Origin of the sequence: Vibrio harveyi NBRC 15634 = ATCC 14126 = KCTC 12724, from assembly GCF_001591145.1 — a bacterium.
Lineage (GTDB): Bacteria > Pseudomonadota > Gammaproteobacteria > Enterobacterales > Vibrionaceae > Vibrio > Vibrio harveyi.
The window spans coordinates 72,016-92,314 of record NZ_BCUF01000020.1; the positions used below are offsets into that span (position 1 = coordinate 72,016).

19 protein-coding genes and 1 pseudogene are annotated in these 20,299 nt (G+C 44.4%); 11 read left to right on the forward strand and 9 right to left on the reverse strand.

Annotated elements, in window-relative coordinates:
- Nucleotides 1-85: 85 nt before the first annotated feature.
- Nucleotides 86-1,202 (forward strand): annotated as a pseudogene (locus VHA02S_RS12260) (linear amide C-N hydrolase).
- A gap of 105 nt (nt 1,203-1,307) precedes the next feature.
- Here the strand turns inward: VHA02S_RS12260 and VHA02S_RS12265 are convergent.
- Nucleotides 1,308-2,306, reverse strand: coding sequence for an AraC family transcriptional regulator (locus VHA02S_RS12265; protein WP_080640396.1), 999 nt, complete (start codon nt 2,304-2,306; stop codon nt 1,308-1,310).
- 9 nt (nt 2,307-2,315) lie between these two features.
- Nucleotides 2,316-3,095, reverse strand: coding sequence for an SDR family NAD(P)-dependent oxidoreductase (locus VHA02S_RS12270; RefSeq protein WP_038899173.1), 780 nt, complete (start codon nt 3,093-3,095; stop codon nt 2,316-2,318).
- A 326-nt stretch (nt 3,096-3,421) separates the two neighbouring features.
- On the opposite strand from VHA02S_RS12270, the gene VHA02S_RS12275 reads away from it, so the two are divergent.
- Nucleotides 3,422-4,411: a zinc-binding dehydrogenase gene (locus tag VHA02S_RS12275; RefSeq protein ID WP_038899172.1), complete on the forward strand. Its 990-nt coding sequence runs from the start codon at nt 3,422-3,424 to the stop codon at nt 4,409-4,411.
- Nucleotides 4,412-4,481: 70 nt separating this feature from the next.
- On the opposite strand, the gene VHA02S_RS12280 is transcribed toward VHA02S_RS12275, so the two are convergent.
- Nucleotides 4,482-5,831, reverse strand: a complete 1,350-nt coding sequence (locus tag VHA02S_RS12280; RefSeq protein ID WP_038899171.1) for an alpha-amylase family protein — start codon at nt 5,829-5,831, stop codon at nt 4,482-4,484.
- 591 nt (nt 5,832-6,422) lie between these two features.
- Between VHA02S_RS12280 and VHA02S_RS12285 the strand changes: the two genes are divergently transcribed.
- The gene (locus VHA02S_RS12285; protein ID WP_038899170.1) at nt 6,423-7,469 is read left to right on the forward strand and encodes a hypothetical protein; all 1,047 of its coding nucleotides are present in this window, start codon (nt 6,423-6,425) and stop codon (nt 7,467-7,469) included.
- Between the two features lie 82 nt (nt 7,470-7,551).
- Here VHA02S_RS12285 and VHA02S_RS12290 read toward each other — a convergent pair whose 3' ends face one another.
- Together VHA02S_RS12290 and ppiC are read right to left on the reverse strand one after the other, a co-directional pair.
- Entirely contained in the window at nt 7,552-8,466 is a 915-nt protein-coding gene (locus VHA02S_RS12290) for a BRCT domain-containing protein (RefSeq protein WP_017818602.1), read from the reverse strand.
- A gap of 158 nt (nt 8,467-8,624) precedes the next feature.
- A complete protein-coding gene (gene ppiC / locus VHA02S_RS12295; protein ID WP_079722410.1) occupies nt 8,625-8,918 on the reverse strand; it encodes a peptidylprolyl isomerase PpiC in 294 nt (97 codons plus the stop codon).
- 253 nt (nt 8,919-9,171) lie between these two features.
- On the opposite strand from ppiC, the gene VHA02S_RS12300 reads away from it, so the two are divergent.
- Complete coding sequence (locus tag VHA02S_RS12300) at nt 9,172-10,086, forward strand: chemotaxis protein (RefSeq protein WP_005452523.1); 915 nt, start codon at nt 9,172-9,174, stop codon at nt 10,084-10,086.
- Between the two features lie 18 nt (nt 10,087-10,104).
- On the opposite strand, the gene VHA02S_RS12305 is transcribed toward VHA02S_RS12300, so the two are convergent.
- From VHA02S_RS12305 to hutW, 4 genes are all read right to left on the reverse strand, one after another.
- Nucleotides 10,105-10,641, reverse strand: coding sequence for an ATP:cob(I)alamin adenosyltransferase (locus tag VHA02S_RS12305; protein ID WP_005452525.1), 537 nt, complete (start codon nt 10,639-10,641; stop codon nt 10,105-10,107).
- A gap of 103 nt (nt 10,642-10,744) precedes the next feature.
- A complete protein-coding gene (hutZ, locus tag VHA02S_RS12310; protein ID WP_005452526.1) occupies nt 10,745-11,275 on the reverse strand; it encodes a heme utilization protein HutZ in 531 nt (176 codons plus the stop codon).
- 134 nt (nt 11,276-11,409) lie between these two features.
- Entirely contained in the window at nt 11,410-11,913 is a 504-nt protein-coding gene (gene hutX, locus VHA02S_RS12315; RefSeq protein ID WP_038899169.1) for a heme utilization cystosolic carrier protein HutX, read from the reverse strand.
- Between the two features lie 17 nt (nt 11,914-11,930).
- A complete protein-coding gene (hutW, locus tag VHA02S_RS12320; protein WP_038899168.1) occupies nt 11,931-13,301 on the reverse strand; it encodes a heme anaerobic degradation radical SAM methyltransferase ChuW/HutW in 1,371 nt (456 codons plus the stop codon).
- A gap of 166 nt (nt 13,302-13,467) precedes the next feature.
- Here hutW and VHA02S_RS12325 point away from each other — a divergent pair, with 166 nt between their 5' ends.
- From VHA02S_RS12325 to VHA02S_RS12355, 7 genes are all read left to right on the forward strand, one after another.
- Nucleotides 13,468-14,220 carry an energy transducer TonB gene (locus tag VHA02S_RS12325; RefSeq protein ID WP_005452531.1) on the forward strand — a complete coding sequence of 251 codons (753 nt, stop codon included), beginning with the start codon at nt 13,468-13,470 and terminating at the stop codon, nt 14,218-14,220.
- Nucleotides 14,220-14,918, forward strand: coding sequence for a MotA/TolQ/ExbB proton channel family protein (locus VHA02S_RS12330; RefSeq protein ID WP_009701465.1), 699 nt, complete (start codon nt 14,220-14,222; stop codon nt 14,916-14,918). The genes VHA02S_RS12325 and VHA02S_RS12330 overlap by 1 nt, the downstream gene beginning before the upstream one ends.
- On the forward strand, nt 14,915-15,328 hold the full coding sequence (locus tag VHA02S_RS12335) for an ExbD/TolR family protein (protein WP_005452533.1): 414 nt from the start codon (nt 14,915-14,917) through the stop codon (nt 15,326-15,328). The genes VHA02S_RS12330 and VHA02S_RS12335 overlap by 4 nt, the downstream gene beginning before the upstream one ends.
- Before the next feature lie 26 nt (nt 15,329-15,354).
- Nucleotides 15,355-16,224: a heme/hemin ABC transporter substrate-binding protein gene (locus tag VHA02S_RS12340; RefSeq protein WP_038899167.1), complete on the forward strand. Its 870-nt coding sequence runs from the start codon at nt 15,355-15,357 to the stop codon at nt 16,222-16,224.
- 9 nt (nt 16,225-16,233) lie between these two features.
- Entirely contained in the window at nt 16,234-17,271 is a 1,038-nt protein-coding gene (locus VHA02S_RS12345; RefSeq protein WP_005452535.1) for a FecCD family ABC transporter permease, read from the forward strand.
- Nucleotides 17,271-18,053, forward strand: a complete 783-nt coding sequence (locus VHA02S_RS12350; protein ID WP_009696422.1) for a heme ABC transporter ATP-binding protein — start codon at nt 17,271-17,273, stop codon at nt 18,051-18,053. Before VHA02S_RS12345 ends, VHA02S_RS12350 begins: the two co-directional genes overlap by 1 nt.
- A gap of 406 nt (nt 18,054-18,459) precedes the next feature.
- Nucleotides 18,460-20,091, forward strand: coding sequence for a methyl-accepting chemotaxis protein (locus VHA02S_RS12355; protein WP_038899166.1), 1,632 nt, complete (start codon nt 18,460-18,462; stop codon nt 20,089-20,091).
- Nucleotides 20,092-20,299: the final 208 nt, after the last annotated feature.

A 20,299-nucleotide genomic window follows, 5' to 3' on the forward strand; every position in this document is an offset into this window, starting at 1 on the left:
TAGAAGATCCTCAAATAATAAACCCGTTTATCTTAGCTCAACCGACATTCTTTTGTTGCAAAGTTTGCAACATAACTGAGATTACATGGTGAATATTCCACGTAATAATGACCTCGTATTGAAACGTTACGAGGGCAATTCAATGAAAGGTTTTAGCAAAAAAAGTACTTCTAGCAGCATCAGTCGCAATGGCAGTCGGCAGCATCTCTACCGCAGCAAATGCGTGTTCACGTTTGGTTTGGGAGACTCAAGACCACGGTGTATTTGTCTCTCGTACCATGGATTGGATGGAAGCCAATCAGCCAACTATTGACGTTCGCCACGCAGGTCAAACCTACCGTGGATACGATAAAGGCGATGCGCTTACGTGGACATCGAAATACGCTTCTATCGGTGTGAGTATCTACGGCGTGGGCATTATTGACGGCTTTAACGAGAAAGGATTTGCGGCGAATGCATTGTTCTTGGATGAAGAGAACTCTGGCGCGCCACAAGCGGGAAAACAACAAGTTGAAAACTCGCGCTTTGTCGCTTACCTGATCGATAGTTTTGCATCCGTTGATGAAGCATTGAAGCACCTAGATTCAATCCAAATACAACAGTTCAGTCACAATGGCATTGAAATGAAGGGACATTACTCACTAGAAGATGCAAGTGGCGATTCTGCCGTATTGGAATACATTAATGGTGCTTGGCAAGTGCATCATGGCAAACAATATGACGTGATGACTAACAGCCCAGAGTACGCGCAACACTTGAAAAACTGGCAAGAAGCGCAACCAAAAGCGAAGAGTGATGTGAATGGTGAGTTCCCAATTCCGGGTAACATCAACTCTGCTCAGCGCTTTATCTGGAACAGCTATATGAAGGATCAGCTTAAAGAGCCAAGTAGCTACACCAATGGCATTGCGAAACTCGACAGTGTGACCTACAAAATCCCATTGGATGCAGCAAACCGCCCTGTGAATGGTGAAATGCGCGGCTACGCGACCATCTATGGTTTGGTGTACAACTTAGACCAAAAAGTGATGAACGTACGCTATCAATATGATGACAGCTACACACAGTACTCAGTGGACTTTAACAAGTTGAATGACGGTCATAACTACACGATCAAAGCCGACTTACCGGATCTGTTTGGTGACATTTCATCTCGCTTAGAAAAAGGCGACGGCGTAATGGGTCAGCACTTAGTGAAATAGCTCTGATTATCTAAAAAAAACAGAACTTGAAAGGTGTGTGGACAAAAGCACCATTCAAAAAAGCGCCGACATGCTCGGCGCTTTTCCTTTCTATTCGTTTTGTACTCAATGACACTGCTCTCGATAATGCCCAGGGGAGACTCCCCTCCAAGTGCTATACGCTCGAATGAATGAGTTCACTTCTTGAAAACCAAGCAAGAACGATATTTCAGCCAGCGACATTTGAGATTTCTCTAAATAGTGATCAGCAAGCTCTGCTCTCACCATTTGTAACACGGATTGATAACTTTCAGTTTCGGCCGTGAGCTTGCGTTGCAATGTACGTTTACTCATTGCTAGTTTGTCTGCCACCATTTCAATAGTACTGTTCCCCGCAGGCAATGACTCGATCAAGACCGCTCGAACACGTTCAACGGTTGACGCGCTGGAATCGAGATCGATGAGTTTCTGATTCAAGCCTTGCTCGAAAAAGCTCCACATTTGCGCATTTGACGTCACGAACGGATGTGCCGCATCTTCAGCGCTAAATCGCACCTCTACGCCATCACCTTTGACCAACTGGCAACCAAAGTAAGCTTGGTATTCCTCAAGGTTATAGGGACGCTCAGGTAACGTAACCTGTAGCGGTTGCATCCGCTTTCTCGTCGCTAAACGTGCTAGTTGAGTAAAGAATACCACTTCTGTCAAAGCCAAAGATTTAGGCAGCGCTTGTCGTTGGCCATAGCAACTAATGCTGAGTTTTGTTTCTTTATCGGTAACGTTCAGCGTCATTACCATAGGTCCAATTAACGGCTTATATTGCTGAATCCGTTTGAGTGCGGTGTTCAAGTTCGGACTGCAAATAGCGGCAAAAATTGGAGCATCAAACCCCTCCACCGACATATGTTCAGCGAGGAGTAGCGGCATCTCGCGCTCACCAGAGGCTTGCTCAACCCCAACCCAAAGCTGAAAGTACTCGTCTGGGCTAAGCGTTGCCTTTTCTCGATTGAATAAGTCGACAGGTAACTTGGCGTATGCCAGCACCAATTGCGGGTCGATATCCATATCGTTAAGCAGCACTTTCCAACTCTGAGGTACGCTGAACTGACTCGCTCGCTTGATCATATCTGATTCCTAAGCACTTTTTTCCATGGTTTGACGCGATATTTTTAGCACCAATTTTCTTGGTAGGAAAGGCACAATCCATTCAAGCATGAACTTCAAACCACCTTCGTTGAAGGCCACCAACTTGCCTTGTTCCATAGCGCTATAGCCACACTCAGCAACAGAACGAGGAGACTTAGCATTTTTGAAGACTTCCACTCCTTGTAAATCCCCTGCGGCAACAAAACCCGTCGCTACCGCACCCGGACACAAAGCTGTGGCAGTTACGTTGGTGTCTCTAAGCTCTTCTGCTATCGCTTGGGTAAACGAAGTAACATAAGCCTTAGTTGCGTAGTACACCGCTTGCAATGGACCTGGCATAAACGACGCCGTTGATGACACATTTAAGATCTTACCATGATTGCGTGCCACCATACCTTGCAGATACAAGTGAGTCAGATTGGTTAACGTCACCATATTAAGTTGCATCATGGCTTGGTCCGCCACGAGATCACGTTCATGAAATTTTCCGTGACCACCAAAGCCAGCGTTGTTAATGAGCATATCAATTTGCAACCCTTGCGCTTCGGTTTGTTCAAACACACGTGAAGCAGATTCAGCTTCAGTCAAATCTTCTGCAATGACAAAAACTTGTACCTTATGTTTGTCGCGAAGTTCTGCTGCCAACGCCTCGAGCTTATCTTGAGAGCGAGCGACGAGTACTAAGTCCCCCTCCTTCTCTGCGTGGATACGTGCTAACGCTTCACCAATTCCACCTGATGCGCCCGTAATAAGTGCTGTATTTGCCATGTGCTTGTCCTCTTAATGTTCTGACTGATTCGCTGTTGGTCACAGCGTAGTTGGTATGGACACAGTTTATGCAATCCAATCACGCCACACACTGGCAAAAGATGCCATCTTGCTCGCCAATCGTGCCACTCATTAAGAGACCTCTGATTACAGAAATTTATTACATTCAAAACAAATGATAATTTTTAGCTCACTTATGTGATGGCTAACATATCGAAATGACTTCAAGGTGCGTGGGAATACGCATCGAACAACATGGAAATTTCCAACTATTCTAACTTTGTTGGGCTGCATAAATCTGGGTTCCAAACCCTCTGGGGAAACGAATGAAAGCAATCACCTATCAAAAAGATCAAGATACCTTTACCTATACTGACATCGATACGCCAGAGATAAACGGCAGCTTCGATGTACTAGTGAAAGTTCATGCCGTTGGGCTCAATCCTGTCGATGCAAAAGTAAACCTTTGGCACGAGATGGTCGACGGGATAGATGATACATTCGTTGGTGGTCTCGATGTTTCGGGGGAAATCGTTGCCATTGGCGACAAGGTATCAGGTTGGCAGGTGGGCGATCGCGTACTCTACCATGGCAACATGCGTCGAATGAGCGGTGGCTTTGCCGAATACGCAATTCAGGACTCGCGCACGCTGGTTACGCATCCTGATGTTGATCCAGAAATCGCAGCCGCTTCTCCATGTGCAGGTTGGACGGCTTATCGAGCCCTTGTCGACAAGCTGAACATTTCTACCCGTAAGAGTATCTTTATTGCGGGCGGCTCTGGTGGCGTTGGTAGTTTTGCTATTCAGTTAGCTCGCTTCTTCGGCGTAGAAACCATCATAACCACAAGCTCTGCTGCAAACCATGATTTCGTACGTTCGTTGGGTGCAACACACGTAATTGACTACAAACAAGAGAATGTACGTGAGCAAGTTATGTCAATTACTGAAGACTTAGGAGTGGAAGTATCTTTGGATTGCGTTGGTGGCGACAACGACATCTTATGCGCCTCTGTGCTTGGCTTTGAAGGTGAAATGGTTGAACTAGTAAGAACAACTCGCGCAACAGAATACCCAGGCGCTTTCCTGCAAGGGCTCACTTTTCATCAGTTGAGTCTAGGCTCAGGGCATGTTCATGGTGAACAAGGCTTTGCTTCTATGGTTAACGCTGGGGTGGAATTCTCGCATATGTTAGAACGCGGAGAGGTTATGGTGCCAAAATTGGAAGTGGTAGAACTAAAAAACGTCGCTCAAGCTCTAGTCTGTATTCGTCAGCAACGAACGGTCGGAAAAATCGTCGCGAAGCTCATCGACTAAGCACTCAATCCCAAGCGACAAAAAGGAAAAGGAAGCGCAAACTCCAAAGCAGTTTGCGCTTCAAGGGGTATTATTTCTCTACAAGCAGCATCGCCGATTTTGCTGCCACTTTAATCTCTTCAGTACAAGGCATCTCTTCGCCTGTCATCATGTCTACCAAGGCTTTATTCAAGGTAAGTTGTAGTGATTGCGCTCGTGAAGATTTATTCAGCACTAAGATGCCCTTTTCACCACGTTGCAACACCAACATATCGTCGTTACCTTCAAGCACCGTCATCGGTTCACCATGCACTAGGTTATGGAACGCTACCATCTTCGCCATACGCGCATCTTGCCACGCATTTTGCCATCTTGGTCGACCATCTGCGCCCTTTATGCCACTGGTATCCAAATCTGTGTAAACAAGTGGTACACCTCCATCGCGGCCTAGGATATAGGCATACGCTAGCCACTCATTCTCTTCATCCATGACTAAATCCAAGAACACATCGTTATTTGGAATATCGTGAGTGATGGCAAAAGTAATGGCTCGACGGTTCGACAACGCTTGACCAAAACAGTACGGGTCGATCAAAGACTTAAAGCTGCCTTTCTTTGAGAACGCCTTAAAGATGGTTGAGAACAACGGAAAGTCATATGCACCCAATCGTGTCTCTTTCAAATACGGTTCCAAGAACAGCTCATACTCTTCTTCTGTTGCGCCACCATCGGTGATGATCTCACCAAAGATATGCACATCTCGCGTGATCTCTTCTGTCCAAACCAGCTTTAGGTGCTCTAGGGTCATATGCTTCGCAGCATCGATACGGAAACCTTTCACACCCATTGACTTAAGCGCCTTTAAATACGCTTTTTGCTGCTCAACAACGTGCTTGCATACACGCAAAGTTGGTAAGCCAGGATCGGTAGGACCACCAGTGATTCGACCGTTTTGCACTTGCCATTTGTCTTTCCAATCTTTGATCCCAAAGGCTTCAACAAAGTCATTTTCGTCAAATAGCGGCTCAGATAAATCGCCAAATAGAATCAGGTCTTGATACTTGCTCGCATTTTGTTGGTAGTCGTCCATCACGCCTTGACGTGGATACTGTAGATCCGGACGAAGGTGCGCTTCGTTCGCCATATGATTAAAAACGACATCGGCATAAACCAGTACGCCTACATGATTGAGTGCTTCAATCATGTTTTTGAAATCGACTGTGTTACCGAGTGCATTGTCGATAACCCGATAATCTTGAGGTTGGTAACGCTGCCACCAGCGTTCGTCTTGTGCGCTTTTCATCGGTGGAGAAACCAACACCGAGCCATAACCTAGCTCGCTGATTTCCGATGCGCGTTGGGCAATGTCAGCATACTTCCAATCAAAAGCGTGCAAGATAACATTTGCACCTGTTGATAGTGTTTCCTGTAAGCCACTCATGTTTCTCTCCTCGTCGCGTTCGCTCACCTATTGTTACTCAAATTCGTCGTGAGCGAATCTAATAGCCGAAATTATAAGAACTATTGACGCGTCGCCCTCACCCCTTTTGTGTTTCTGCTAGGGGGAAAAACAAGGCGTAGCTCATCCCTTGTTAAGGGTTAAACGTGTGTTTAAAAGCACTTTAACACCATAGAGATAACTAGACATGAAAACATGAACCACTAAGCATCTGTTTTATAAATACTTTTTTGAACTCATCATAACCCATGCTTAATCGAGCTAATACGCCTTTTCTCAATAAGAATGAGAGAAAAGAGCGCAACAAGACCATATGTAACAAATATTTAAGAAAGTGAAACTGCTGCTTACGTCACAGTTGGTGCGAATAATAAAACGCTCAAAGTGAAACCTATCCCTTTAATCACCCTTTAGATGGAAAAAGAATCCATCAAGTTCAACACTTTAGAACTACACAACAATACATAGAGCAATGAAACTATGAAGCGCGTCGTCACCTAGTTATAGGGTGGTCACCTTTTAAAATTACATATGCAACAATTTGTGCTTATTTTTGAGTGCATGAGGAAAAACATGTCTTTTTGGGGAGTTACATTCGCGATCTGCATTCAGCTGGTTACTGCAGGCATTTTTGGAATGGTCGTAGCGGCTTGGATTGCTTTTAAAGCAGAAACTTATGATAAAAACGATTACCAACATATGTTTTTCCTCGTTAATTTTATCTGCTTTATCCTAGCGCTATTTGCCTCTGTCGGGTTATTAATCTACGGTCTTATTTTTAGTGACTCATCTCATTACTATCAATATCTAGGGCTGCCTTGGTTTTTTGCTCTGACTGGTTTTTCGTACCACATATACTGCCATTTAAGGTACAACAAAGCATACCGCATGAAGGAAATGCAAATGTGGCGCGAGCACTGGTATGAAACGTTAGAAATAGAAACCGATGAGGATTTATCTAAGTTCAAACTTGACGATGTCATTCGATTTGGCGCTTGGAAAGCAAGCTCAGAAAAGCAAGCCTCTTGTCTCGATATTTTACCTGCAGGAGAAGAGGTCTATCAGCGGGTTCAACAAGCAAAAGCACTGGCGGCAACCAAAGTACCAGCAGGCGACCAGATGGTGCTCAATAAGCTAAAAGAGTTTGAAGCCTCTGTTTCAACAGTGTATCGCCTCTCATACAAAGCAAGTCATGCGTTTGGGTTCAAGAATGACGAATCTCACTCCTTTCAACGTAATGTCCGTAGAGGGAACAAAGATACCTACCCAGACCTTGAAGACGAAGTTTCGAAAGTACTGGATGCTCTAAATGAAATTGCCATCGTCACGATATCCAACAACTCGGGCGAGACAATGATCGATGCGCACATCTTTTTGCAATATGCATTAGAAGGGTTATTTGGTGAGCAGGAAATACTGACGAACTATGTACTATGGAGTTATGTAGAACACTTTTATCACGTCAACCCATTCCAATTAGCACTAGAGTTATCGCAAATGGGCGTGAAGGTCCTCAAGAAAGACGGTGAAATCTTTGTCTTTGTCGAAGAGCCAGAACAATCATCGCTACGGTTAGAGGACTTCAATTCAGGAACTCAGTATGCAATGAGTACTAGCTAAAGAAAAAGCCAAGTGATGCTTGGCTTTTAGTAAAAGTAGACCATGTCAGATATAGCACTAGCGTTATGAATGCAGTAAAAGCTTAATTTGAACAGCCTACTAACGCATTCCATAGTTCCTCGTTAATAATTTCCACGCTTACTCCTTCGTCTCGCAATGAGAGAGCGGATTCGATCTTTCTTCCGTAACTAGTAAAGCGCCAATCCCTACTAGCAATAGATCCTAATACGAGAATATCTATACTTTTTGAAACGGTCCCTTTTATTTCAGCACCAAGAGCATTAGCTCGCTGTTCTTGAACTTTACGAGTACCACTCAAGAATTTACCTGTAAAACAGACTCGCTTACCGTTGATACACAAACGACCATCTTGCGTAGTGGAAAAATCGGCAGTCATTCCATAAGCTAAGCCAGTATCAAGCATTGATTGACCAGAGACTGCTTTTATTAGATCTAACAGTTCTTTCCTTTCGTCTTCATCAACCAAGTCATCAGCTAAAATAGCATCTAATCTCTTTTTAATCGCATTAGCGGGCCAGATACTTGATAGAGTTTTATCTTTTTCAAGTAAACTCGAAAGGCGTTCAATTTCCATATCACAAATGGTGTCATCCGCGCTAATTCCACTTAAAAAGCCAAGAAGATGATTAACGGTACTCTCGTAGCCTCCATCCTCTAAATCTCCATAGTCGAGAATATCTTGAAGCATTTGTTGTATGTCTTTCAACTCGGAAGCTGATATCACGCCATCTTCTAAAATGTCTTCAATTTGCTCATGAATATCAACGAAGTCCCCATCTCTGAAGTTGAAAATGTCATTGTCTTTCCACGCTCTCAAATAGATTTCTTCAATAGGGTTTAAGTGCTTATCAGCATGAATTCCATCTAGAATCCCTTTTAGAGTCAAAATAGCTTTTGCTTTATTTCTTTTATAATTAAAGGCAATGCTTTGCGGTTGTGCGTGGTCATCCAAGTGCTTCAAGTCTTTTACAGTCATGCTCTTCACCAAAATAAACAACTAGATGCATACTTAATACATCATTGACAGTTCAACATTCAATATGAATGACGGTTAATTGTTAGAGAGGTAACAAAACGAGTCGTTTTAGGCACAAAAAAAGCACCTAACAAGGTGCTTTTTAAATGCGATTCAAACTAAGTACGGTAAAGAACCTTTACAACGTGCCAGCCGAATTTAGTTTTTACTAGGTGCGGAGTTAGAACCTCACCTGAAAAGCAAACTTTGTCGAACTGTGGCACCATTTGACCACGGCGAAACTCACCTAGGTCGCCACCACGTTTACCAGATGGACAAGTTGAGTATTTCTTTGCCAACGTCTGGAATTTAGCACCTTTCTTAAGTTGCTTAATGATGTCTTCAGCTTGTTCTTTGTGCTTTACCAGAATGTGTAAAGCGGCTGCTGTATTTGCCATGTGTTTGTCTCTCACTGTTCGGGTGGCGCAAGTTTACCGAAACGCTTTAATATCGCAATGATTTCTCAAATTCAGGCTCTATCTTCATCCATTAATGATCGGAACTCGCGGACAAGTTGATGAAAAGTTACCCATTATTGAACGTTATTTCTCTCTTTATTTGTTCTATTTCCTAAAAAGCTCATTTTTCCACGCTCTACGGTTGAAGCTGTCGCCTTATAAGATTAGATTAGTTACATAAATCAGTGATATTGATAAGGTTATTTTCATGGCAAAAGTCGCAAGTAAAGCGAACCAATCTCAAGGCATGTTGGTGTTTAAACTCACCCTGCAACAGAACTTCGCAATTGGCACACTTAAAGTCCGTGAAATTGTTCCTTACATGCCAACGACCAAGATTCCATATTCTCATCACCACGTGATTGGGACCGTCACGATTCGTGACTTAACGGTACCAGTGATTGATATGGCAGCAGCGATTGGATTCCGTCCGATTCAAGAAGAGGAATACAAAAACTGCTATCTGATCGTGACAGATTGCTTGCGCACGGTGGTTGCGTTCATGGTACGAAGTATCGAGAAAATCATCGAATGTGACTGGAAAGCAATTGAAACGCCACCAGAAAGTGCAGGTCACAACATCTTTGTTACTGGCATTACTCGCTATGAAGAGAAAATCGTCCAAATGTTAGATGTCGAGCTTCTGCTTTCGAAGATCTACCCTCAATATGAAAACACTAAGATTCCTATGCTGACAGACATTGAGCGTGAACGCCTGAAAGCCTTGAGTATCCTTTTAGTTGACGACTCTTCGATTGCACGCAAACAGTTAAGTGACGCGTTGGATCGCATCAATATCCCTTATCAAATTTGCAAAAATGGCTCTGATGCACTCGATTTAATGAAGCGAGAAGCAGAAGAAAACCGCCCTATTGATCTTCTAGTAAGTGATATCGAAATGCCAGGATTGGACGGTTATGAACTTGCATTTGAAGTTCAAAACGATTCCGCACTGAACAACTCTTACCGTATTCTTCACACCTCTCTCTCTAGCGAGATTTGTGTTGACCGAGCTCACCAAGTTGGCGCTCATGAAGCGTTAGAGAAGTTCAATGCAGGAGAATTGATTGAAGCTATGCTGCGCGGTGCAAAAGAGCTAGAAGCAAAAGCGATGGCATCATAACGACTTTAGTTTGTCTCGTTATTTACTTGGCATCGTGTAGCTGCGAGACACAAACTCCGTTTCTTCCACTTGATAAATGTGATTGATATAGGAAGCCAAGCTGTAAAGCACGTTAGCTAGCAGGTTTGAATAGCGGAACAAAATTGGGGCGGGTTGTTTCTTACCTGAATGCTCTACCGCAACCAATGCGCGAACGACCTTCTTGGCTTGGCAGCGACACAAATGTAATTGGCTGGAAGTTGGGTGACCACCGGGAAGTACAAACCCCTTAAAACCACCGTCAATGCGCGCTTTGATTGCGTCGTAATCAGCTTTTAACTCATCAACTTCCGCTTCTGTGATTGCGAGCTTGCCGCGGATAGAGCCGTTCACATGGTACACGTTTGGCTGCATGCGAGTTAGGACGTCGCGACTAAAATCATCTAATTCCATCGATAGCACAAGCCCAATTCGACTGCACAACTCGTCTGCCGTAATTTCAAAATCGCAGACCGGACTGTCTTCATAAATGAATGGGTAACAAATCTCGCCAAGTTCCTTACTTACTGGTCTCATGCTCTTTCTCTGTACTTTTGGTCTAATAAAAAGGGAGTCATTATAACCTAACTCCCTTTGGGCATTCACATCCGTTTAGACGATCATAAGTTAGAAAGCCAGCTTACGCTTTTTCGACTCTCTTGTGACCTTCTTGAAGGTGAACAAAATCAACCAAATCATCACCAGACACTTGGTAAGCCTGACCAAAACCTTTTACGAATAGACCTTGTTCTGCTTTTAGGTTAAATAGAACAAAGTCTTCTAGTTGGCTTAGACCGTCGATGATTTCACCAAAACGATCTTTCATTTGACCAACAACTTGCTGCCACATTTCAGAGTCACGTTCTACAACTGTCGCAACCGCATCAAACGTTAGACGCTTGCGAGCAAACAACTGCTTAGATGAATCCTCATCTTCAATCATCATCAAAGATACGTTTGGATTCTCAAGCAGATTGCGCGCGTGACGAGCAATCTGAGAAATAAGAACGAAGTAACCTTCCTGGTTTTGTACGTATGGAGCGTAACTTACGTTTGGACGACCTTCTGCATCAACTGTTGCTAGTTGAATCGTACGGCGCTCCTGACGAAATTCCTTAATTTCTGGTCCTAGACGACCTTGTAAACGCTCTTGTTTAACTTGCTGATCCATTTTGATACCTAACTTTACTTGTTTTGTGTTTCCGAATTTAAACTCGGTTATTCTTTGATAAACGACGCCACCCCACCTGTTGGCGGATGGAGCAAGCGTCGTATGCATTTAACATTATTAATTCTATGTTGGAACTACTGATTGAACTCAGCTTGCATTGCGCGAAATGCCGTTACTTGCTCTTCAATCAGTTCGCGCTTTTCATTACGACCGAGGTAGATCTTAAAGATGTTGCTACCGCACTCAGAGAAGAAACCAAAGTAGTGGCTTTCACGCCCCATAAACGGCTTACTTACTAGCGCGATGTTTTTCACGTTATCCAGTTTAAGGTGACCGTGAAGCTCCCCTTCTTTGCCCATTAAGTTGTAGTAACCACGTGCCACTTTGCCTTTCGGGAACGGTGCTTTCACTTCAAAGATTGAGCCGAAAGAATGAACAATCGTCGTTACAGGACCAAAGCCTACAAGACCTTCTAAAATGCTTTGAGCTTGCTCTCCCGGAGCCACCGCTACCATTTTTTGAGGTAGTGCTGCAACCACATCAAATTCCGATACGCCAAGGCGCTCTGCCATCGCCGCAGGTAGCAGTTGCGGTTCTTGTTCTAGTAGGCTTTCAACCTGTTGCTTAATTGATTCCATTGGTTTTTCCATTTCTTTTAGATGTTAGATACTTTTGGTACGTTTTCGTTCATTTCCGACGTTAGTACCTGAATACATGCCTGTGCGAGAGAAACAGCCCAGAAGCTCCCTGCAAGGGTTAGCACTAAGCTACGCTCTTGAAGCTCGACCAAGCCCTTGTCGTGCCATACTTTGAACAACGGCATTAGGAAGTTAAAGGTGTCTTCACCCATGAAGTTTGTCAGTTTGTTCCCTTGAACAATGCCACGGTCGAAACCTGACTTTAGCGCAGCAAAGAGTGGCTCTAGCGGGCTCTGTTTCATCATCATCGCGATGGTGCTTTGCCCTTCATTGACGGCTTTGACATAAGTGTCTAGCGTGCGATGTTGCATCATGCCGTAACCACCGATGTTACCGCCGGCACCACAACCAACCGGAAGCACTTCTGCATACGTCTTCGCTAAGCTGTTGTATAAGCTGCGTTCACGGTTATCGATCGCCCAATGGTTTACACTGAGCTGCTTCATATGATGTTTCGACATGAATTTCGCACCGAGCTCGTACATACCAGCTTTTTCAGGCGTGGTTGCCGGTGGCGGCATCTTACCCTTCTCAACTAGGTTCAACATTGGGGCTGTCCCACCAACAACCAGTTGATATAGGTCCAAACCGTGCGCACCAGTAGACATAAAGTCGTGCAAATCTTGTTCGAGCACTTCCTTTGTCTGATAAGGCAAGCCATATAGCAGATCTATAATGACGGGAATTTTGTCTTCTTTAGCGAGCTCAGCAACGCGGTTCAAGACATCTTCACGATCATCTAAACGCTTAGCACTACGACGTACTTTGGTATTGAAGCTTTGCACACCAAATGAAAAACGGTTGAAACCTCCGTCTAGCGCTCCCTGATACAGCTCGTCCGAGAATCGGTTAATACGTCCTTCTAGGGTAATTTCACAATCGGCGGCTAAAGGGAAATAGTCATGAATTGCCTGACCAAGAATACGAACCTGATCTGCAGATAAATCTGTAGGCGTGCCCCCACCGATATAAACCGCATGAAAAATGCCACTTTGTGTCCATGGCAGTGCTGCTTTTTCTTTCAGCTCTTTCATCAGCGCTTCAAAGTACTCATCAACAAGCTTACGGCTCGCAGCATTTTGGAAGAAGTTACAAAAAGTGCAGCGCACACGACAAAATGGCACATGAATGTACAGGCAACGCTTATTGTTCTTTTGCGTTGTTTCAGAAGTGATCCGTGACAGGATTTCACCTTGTTGTGGCGGTGGCACAGGCATACTGCTACCACCCGCGTGCGCAGAGTGTTTTTTCACAAACGCAAAACGCAGCGGATCGGGGCTGTCACTCCCGAGAATTGATTCGTCAAATTTATAAATGTCGACGCTCATATTTACTCACTTAAAGCCCACCACACAAAGGATTGAGGCTCATTTCAAAAAAACTGTAAAGATCATAATTTGCACGTAATGATAATGCAATTGATAATTGATCTTATTTCCTTTTCGAGCAATAATCTTCCCACTTGATAATGATTCCTACTACCGAGATTTACCCGTGAACGTAAAAAGATATGCCATTGCCGGTGGCGCCTCTTTAGTGGTGCACGCAGCGCTTCTTTTTGTCTCCCAAGAGACAAAAGTGTTTGCAATGCCAGCAGGCAATCCCACCAGCTCGGTAAGCTTGAATTTAGTCTCAGCGCCAAAACCGGTACAAGCGGCTCCTACGCCACAAGAAGTGGTGGAAGAGAAGCACCCGGAGCCAAAGAAACAACCTGAGCCTCCGAAGCCAAAACCAAAGCCTGAGCCGATTAAAAAGACGGTAGAAAAGCCGATCGTAAAAAAAGAAGCGGTGAAGAAAAAACCAGTCCAAAAGAAACCTGAACCGGTTAAAAAACCTCAACCACCAAAACCCGTTGCAAAGAAAGATCCGCAACCAAAAGAAAAAGTGGAAGAGAAAGTCGCAAAAGAACCTCAACCACAACAAGCGGCTCCTACTGATCAATCGAAAGGGGCGACATCACAGCCAGTGATGATTGACCAACCGACGTTTGTTTCTCAACCAGTACAACCTCGTTACCCACGTTCAGCGCAAAAGCGTGGTATTGAAGGGGTTGCGCTGTATGAAATTTGGCTTGACGAAAACGGCAACCAGATTAAACAAGTACTTATCGAATCATCTGGTGCAGAAATGCTCGATCTTTCTGCTCTACGTGCCATTAAACAATGGCAGTTTTCACCTCATATTTCTGGCGGGCACAAAGTCGCTCACCGAGTTCAAATCCCAGTTCGTTTTAAGTTGGATGGATAATGGAACAGCTACAACATTTACAAACCCAATTTGGTCTTATGACTTGGCCTTTACTTATTTGCTCTGCACTTACAGTCATGATCATTGCGGAAAGACTCTTTCAAGTATTCATTAGCCTAGGAGTCGGTAAACGCGCGATTCGCCAAAAGCTGACCAAGCTTGACCCAACCAACAACAAAGACATCGAAGCACTAGCGGATGAGTTTTCGGGTAAACGACCTCTTTTATATCGTGGTGTTGCAATGCTGCTTGCGCATCACTCTTTTTCTAAATCACTGCGTGAAGATGCGGCTGGTATTTGGCTTCAAGAAAAACGTCATCAGTTGCACTCAGGTCTGCGTCTGTTGACCTTGATTGGCGTGATCAGCCCCCTGATTGGTCTATTAGGTACAGTTCTTGGTCTTATCGACATGTTTAAAGGTATTGCTTCTTCTACCGGTAACATTACGCCAAACGACTTGGCAGATGGCTTGGGTCTTGCGATGCGTACGACTGCAGCTGGTTTGATCATTGCGTTACCTGCTATTTCTGGCGCGCAACTGATTGGTCTTTGGGCAGATCGTGTTATCGCTAAGCTTGAACACACTCTGAACTATGTAAATCTGTGGCTCGAAGGCATTTCTCTACAGCATGTATCTCCGGAAAACAGCAAAGAAGTCGCGACTGTTGCAAATCATGTTGAAGCGAGAAGTTCATGATTAAGGCACCACAAGACAACAACAGTCATGGCTTAACACCAGACTTAACGCCACTGCTCGACATCATTTTCATCGTAATGGTGTTTTTGATGCTCACTGCAGCAGTGAAGTTAGATTCCCTAGATGTGAACCTACCAAGCACCGATTCCCAAGCTGTGGCTGAGGTGGACAAACAATCAATCACGGTGAACATCCTTAAAGAAGAGCCACACTGGGCGATCAACGGTAAGGCGTACATCGATTGGGAAAACTTTACGATGGCTCTGTTAGAAGAGAGCAAATCAACCGACAAACCTATTGTGATTGGTGCGGAAAAAACCGCAGACATTCAGTCACTGGTTAAGCTTCTTGGCTTTTTACAAGAAAACGGAATTCAAGCGACTCAACTGCTCACTGAAGAGTCGCAATAGAAGAACACAAGATTGAGAACACACTAATGAATAAAACACTTTCGCCCGTTCGTACCGCATTGACTGCAGCCATTACTATGCTTGCTAGTGCGAGCCTATTTGCCAACGAAGCTCCATCAAATGAACGCGTGGTCAGTGCCGGCAGCGCTGTCACTGAACTGTTACTTGCTCTTGATGCAAAAGATAGCCTTGTTGCTGTCGACGTAACAAGCCAACTACCGGAAGGTATGGAGTTACCAAAAGTTGGTTACCACCGTCGTCTTTCTGCTGAAGGTCTACTGGGATTAAGCCCGACTAAATTGATTGGATCAGATGAAATGGGACCAAACACCACGCTAGACCAATTGAAATCAGCAGGTGTTGATGTTGAAGTCGTCAATACAGAAGCAAACGTGGAAGGTTTGGTTAATCGTATCGACCAAATTGCGACCATCATGCATCGCGAAGCTCAAGCGACAGCGCTAAAAACTGAAGTTGAAGCACAAGTGAAAGCACTGGAAGGCAACCAACCAGCAAAAGCTGACAAAAAGAAAGTACTTTTCCTACTGATTCACGAAGGTCGCCCAGCAAACGTAGCGGGGTCAGAAACAACACCAGACGCAATCATTCAACTTGCAGGTGGAGAAAACCCAGCAGCAAGCAAACTCTCTTCATACAAGCCACTGTCAACAGAAGCTATGGTCGAGATGCAACCAGACGTGATTCTTGTGAGTGGGCGTAGCTATCAAACAATGGGCGGTGCAGATGCCATTCTGAAAGCAATGCCTCTCCTTGCCGCGACTCCAGCAGGTATGAACAAAAACATAGTGACAATTGACGGTCATGCGCTTGTTGGTGGTTTAGGACTTAAGAGCCTTTCAGAGGCGAAGCGCCTAAACGAGTTGCTTTACCCGTAGAGAGATTCAATGCTGTTAAGACGAATTCCTTTATCTACTACCCTACTCGCGTTATCTGGCATTTTAGCTTTTATCGCAGTAGCGTCCATTACAGTAGGCCCAATGAATATTAGCTTCTCAGACAGTCTGAGAAGCTTAACAGGAGCAGGTTCAGACCTTGCTCCTCATATTCAGTTAGTCATCAACGAAATCCGCCTTCCACGCACCATTCTTTGTATGTTTATTGGTGCGATCCTCGCTATCTGTGGTGTTGTGATGCAGGGGTTATTCCGAAATCCTCTAGCCGAGCCAGGCATCATCGGTGTTTCCGCTGGCGCGGCGCTTGGTGGCGCATTTGCAATCGTCGTATTTGCCGATTTCAGTCAAAACTACCCGACACTAATGAACTTAGCTGCCTTGCCATTTTTCGCCTTCCTCGGCGGTGCAATTACCACGGTATTAGTTTACTGGTTAGGTACGAATAAGTTTGGTACGTCAGTCACCATCATGTTGCTTGCGGGGGTTGCAATCAGCGCACTCTCGGGCGCTGCGATTGGTTTTATGAACTTCATCGCCGATGATCAAATGCTGCGAGACTTAACTCTTTGGTCGATGGGATCGCTGGCTGGGGCAAACTGGTCAGGGATTGGTTTAGCTGCGGTGACTCTCATCGTCTTGATGTTCTGGTTCCAGAGAAAAGCCATGTCATTAAATGCATTGCTTTTGGGAGAATCAGAAGCCAAACACCTAGGTGTGCCAGTACAGAAGCTCAAACGCCAACTTATCCTGTTGTCTGCAGTTGGTGTGGGTATTACGGTGAGTATCTGTGGTGCAATTGGATTTATCGGTCTGGTGATTCCGCATTTAGGTCGTATGCTTGCCGGTCCAGACCATCGCACGCTGCTGCCTATTTCAGCGCTTATGGGCGCACTACTTCTTACCGCTGCTGATATGTTTGCACGAGTCGTTGTTGCACCCGCAGAGTTGCCTGTAGGCATTGTAACCGCATTGATTGGCGCGCCATTCTTTATCTACTTACTGTTCCAACAAAAAGGGAAGATTCTGTAATGAATGACATCGTTCTGTCTGGCAGAAACATCTCCATGAGATATGGGAGCCGAGTGGTACTAGACGACATCAGTATTGATATTCGTGCAGGCGAGGTCACCGCATTATTAGGTCCTAATGGCGCGGGTAAGAGTACGCTGCTGAAGTTATTGTGTGGCGAGATTCCGTCTCAGAATGATATCCAGTTCTTTGGTAAACAAAAAAACGACTGGGAGCCTTCAGAGAGCGCCAAACACGTGGCGATGTTGCCGCAGCACAGCACGCTGACCTTCCCGTTCTTAGCGAGAGAAGTGGTCGAACTAGGTGCGATTCCTCTGTCCATTTCTAATAAAGAGACCACAGAGCTTGCTCTGCAATACATGAAGCAAACCGATGTTTTGCATTTGGCTGATAACCTCTACCCTGCTCTCTCTGGTGGTGAGAAACAACGTTTACATTTGGCTCGCGTGTTAACACAACTTCATCTATCCGGTGATAAGAAGATCTTAATGCTGGACGAGCCTACCTCTGCATTGGATTTAGCTCACCAGCACAATACATTAAAAATCGCTCGTCAAGCAGCAAAAGAGCACAACGCAGCGGTTGTAGTCGTATTACACGACCTTAATTTGGCCTCCCAGTATGCAGATCGCCTTGTACTACTGCACGACGGTAAACTTGTCTGTGACGATACGCCATGGAACGCATTAACACCGGAACGCATAGAACAGGTTTACGGCTATCACTCCATTGTGACCAAACACCCTACGTTGGATTTCCCACAAGTTCACGCTGCGGCATAACCTCTATCGATTAACCAAACGATTCATGCCTAACAAAGCCCAATGTTCAATATTGGGCTTTTATTTTGCCTAAATAACACTCAAATTTCCGAGTCTAATCTGTTTTAATCATTCAATAATGTTTTGGATACACAAATAACTAAATTGAACAATAGGTAAATTCTGAATTGCCATTTAGTTATCAACAATAATACATATTGGGAATTAGAATAATTTATTATTTAATTAATAATCACCCTCATCAATATCGATTAATTATTAACTTATTTTCAAACGAAAGATGAACATTAAGTTTCCAACTTAATTCAGGTTGCGATAAAATTTTTTGCGACATTCATCACACAATATATCTATTCTCCCCCTTAGACTCCGGACTTTTCAAGCCCCCCAAATTTGCAGTGAGTCTATGAAGCTTTCTAACTTAAGTATTAAAAGTAAAATTAGTGCGTTGATATTAATTATCTCCGCCGCCGTAATTGCACTCTCTTTCTTCTTTAACTCTCAAATTAAATTAATCGACGGAAAGATGTCGGAATTTTCTGACACCACAGTTCCGAGTATTTTGTTAGTTAAAAACATTGAAATCGAAGTCGGCATTTTAAGAAAAGATGAATTTTCTTTATTGACGAATGTAAACCATGCTGAGTTTAAAACATGGTTGAAAGGTCTAGATGAATCAGAAAGTAAAGTTGACAACTATATTAAAAAGTATGGTCAGTCGTTATGGGATCAACGTGACCGTGATGCCTTCAACCGTGTCAACGATGCATGGGAAAAATACCGTAGCTTCAATGAAAAATACTCCGCACTGCTTCTAACCAAGCAAGTTGATGAAGCCAACGCAATGCTGCTTGATGGCTTCCCTGCTTTCCAAGAGCTACAAAACGCTATCATCGCTCTTGTTGAGCTAAACCAAACCTTCATTAAAGAAGACATCGACAGCACGCATATCGTGGTAACCGATGCGATTACTTACGGCATCATTGCTATTGTAGCCTTGTTAGCTTTGGGTTTTTCTCTAGGGCTATTCCTTACCAAGCAAATTTGCTCGCCACTTAACTATGTTGTTGAAATGGCGTCTAAGATTGCCTCTGGTGATCTTACTTACCAACTGCCACGCAATAAGATTGGTAATGATGAACTTGGTATCCTTGCCGATGCATGTATCGATATGCAGGCGAAGCTTTTAAGTCTGGTTGACAGCATTTCTTCAACTACCGCACAAGTAAGTACAGCAACAGAAGAAGTGAGCGCGATTTCAGAACAAACTTCATCTGGTATGGACGAGCAGCAACAACAGCTTAATCTGATTGCAACCGCAATGAACGAGATGCAAGCAACAGTTAACGATGTCGCCAACAACACCGAAGCCGCATCTGAAACCGCGAATGGTGCGTCGAACGATGCGAAACAAGGTTTAGAAGTCGTTCAAGAGTGTATCTCGCAAATCAATGAAGCATCTGTTGCGATCCAATCTGTTGGCACCATGGTCAGCGAGCTTGAGCAAGACGCATCAAACATCAGCGTTGTCGTCGACGTGATTCAAGATATTGCTGAGCAGACCAACCTTCTGGCTCTCAATGCAGCGATCGAGGCAGCACGCGCTGGCGAACAAGGTCGAGGCTTCGCGGTTGTTGCAGACGAGGTACGTACACTAGCAAGTCGCACGCAATCATCCACAGAAGAGATCGTCTCCATCATTAGCAAGCTACAAAACTGCTCTAAAAGCGCAGTGTCTGCGACAAACAACAGCAATGATTTGATTCAAGTGTGTGTTGAACAAGCACAAAACGCAGGTGCAACCATTGGTCAAATCGAGCAAAGCGTGGACAACATTGCAGAGAAAAGCATTCAAATTGCAAGCGCATGTAGCGAGCAGAGCTCAGTCACTGAAGAATTGCATCGTAACGTAGAACACATCAATCAGTTCTCTAGTGAAGTGGCAACGGGCTCTCGCCAAACCGCAGTTGCTTGTCGTGACTTAAGTGAGCTGGCTGTTGGTCTACAAGAAATTGTAAGTCAATTTAAAACGGCTTAACCAATCATTAAAGGCTTCTAGCCTACCTTTACTCGCATATCCAAAGCCCAATGTTCATTCATTGGGCTCTGTTTCTTTTATCGCTTCAGAGAAAACCCGATCGCCGTCTCGATTCTCCAATTTATCCCACCGAAACCCATTAGTATCAGGGTAACCCGCTATGATTATTCTTTGTAGCGTATAAAGTGTAAAAACTATTTCTATACCC

What these genes read in the sequence shown, in the direction of transcription:
- VHA02S_RS12355 (WP_038899166.1), top strand. Translation starts at nt 18,460, where the DNA reads ATGAAGCTTTCTAACTTAAGTATTAAAAGTAAAATTAGTGCGTTGATA.
- VHA02S_RS12305 (WP_005452525.1), bottom strand. Translation starts at nt 10,641, where the DNA reads ATGAGACCAGTAAGTAAGGAACTTGGCGAGATTTGTTACCCATTCATT.
- VHA02S_RS12340 (WP_038899167.1), top strand. Translation starts at nt 15,355, where the DNA reads ATGAATAAAACACTTTCGCCCGTTCGTACCGCATTGACTGCAGCCATT.
- VHA02S_RS12275 (WP_038899172.1), top strand. Translation starts at nt 3,422, where the DNA reads ATGAAAGCAATCACCTATCAAAAAGATCAAGATACCTTTACCTATACT.
- hutW (WP_038899168.1), bottom strand. Translation starts at nt 13,301, where the DNA reads ATGAGCGTCGACATTTATAAATTTGACGAATCAATTCTCGGGAGTGAC.
- VHA02S_RS12335 (WP_005452533.1), top strand. Translation starts at nt 14,915, where the DNA reads ATGATTAAGGCACCACAAGACAACAACAGTCATGGCTTAACACCAGAC.
- VHA02S_RS12290 (WP_017818602.1), bottom strand. Translation starts at nt 8,466, where the DNA reads ATGACTGTAAAAGACTTGAAGCACTTGGATGACCACGCACAACCGCAA.
- hutZ (WP_005452526.1), bottom strand. Translation starts at nt 11,275, where the DNA reads ATGGATCAGCAAGTTAAACAAGAGCGTTTACAAGGTCGTCTAGGACCA.
- VHA02S_RS12300 (WP_005452523.1), top strand. Translation starts at nt 9,172, where the DNA reads ATGGCAAAAGTCGCAAGTAAAGCGAACCAATCTCAAGGCATGTTGGTG.
- VHA02S_RS12350 (WP_009696422.1), top strand. Translation starts at nt 17,271, where the DNA reads ATGAATGACATCGTTCTGTCTGGCAGAAACATCTCCATGAGATATGGG.
- VHA02S_RS12330 (WP_009701465.1), top strand. Translation starts at nt 14,220, where the DNA reads ATGGAACAGCTACAACATTTACAAACCCAATTTGGTCTTATGACTTGG.
- VHA02S_RS12285 (WP_038899170.1), top strand. Translation starts at nt 6,423, where the DNA reads ATGTCTTTTTGGGGAGTTACATTCGCGATCTGCATTCAGCTGGTTACT.
- hutX (WP_038899169.1), bottom strand. Translation starts at nt 11,913, where the DNA reads ATGGAATCAATTAAGCAACAGGTTGAAAGCCTACTAGAACAAGAACCG.
- VHA02S_RS12345 (WP_005452535.1), top strand. Translation starts at nt 16,234, where the DNA reads ATGCTGTTAAGACGAATTCCTTTATCTACTACCCTACTCGCGTTATCT.
- VHA02S_RS12265 (WP_080640396.1), bottom strand. Translation starts at nt 2,306, where the DNA reads ATGATCAAGCGAGCGAGTCAGTTCAGCGTACCTCAGAGTTGGAAAGTG.
- VHA02S_RS12280 (WP_038899171.1), bottom strand. Translation starts at nt 5,831, where the DNA reads ATGAGTGGCTTACAGGAAACACTATCAACAGGTGCAAATGTTATCTTG.
- VHA02S_RS12270 (WP_038899173.1), bottom strand. Translation starts at nt 3,095, where the DNA reads ATGGCAAATACAGCACTTATTACGGGCGCATCAGGTGGAATTGGTGAA.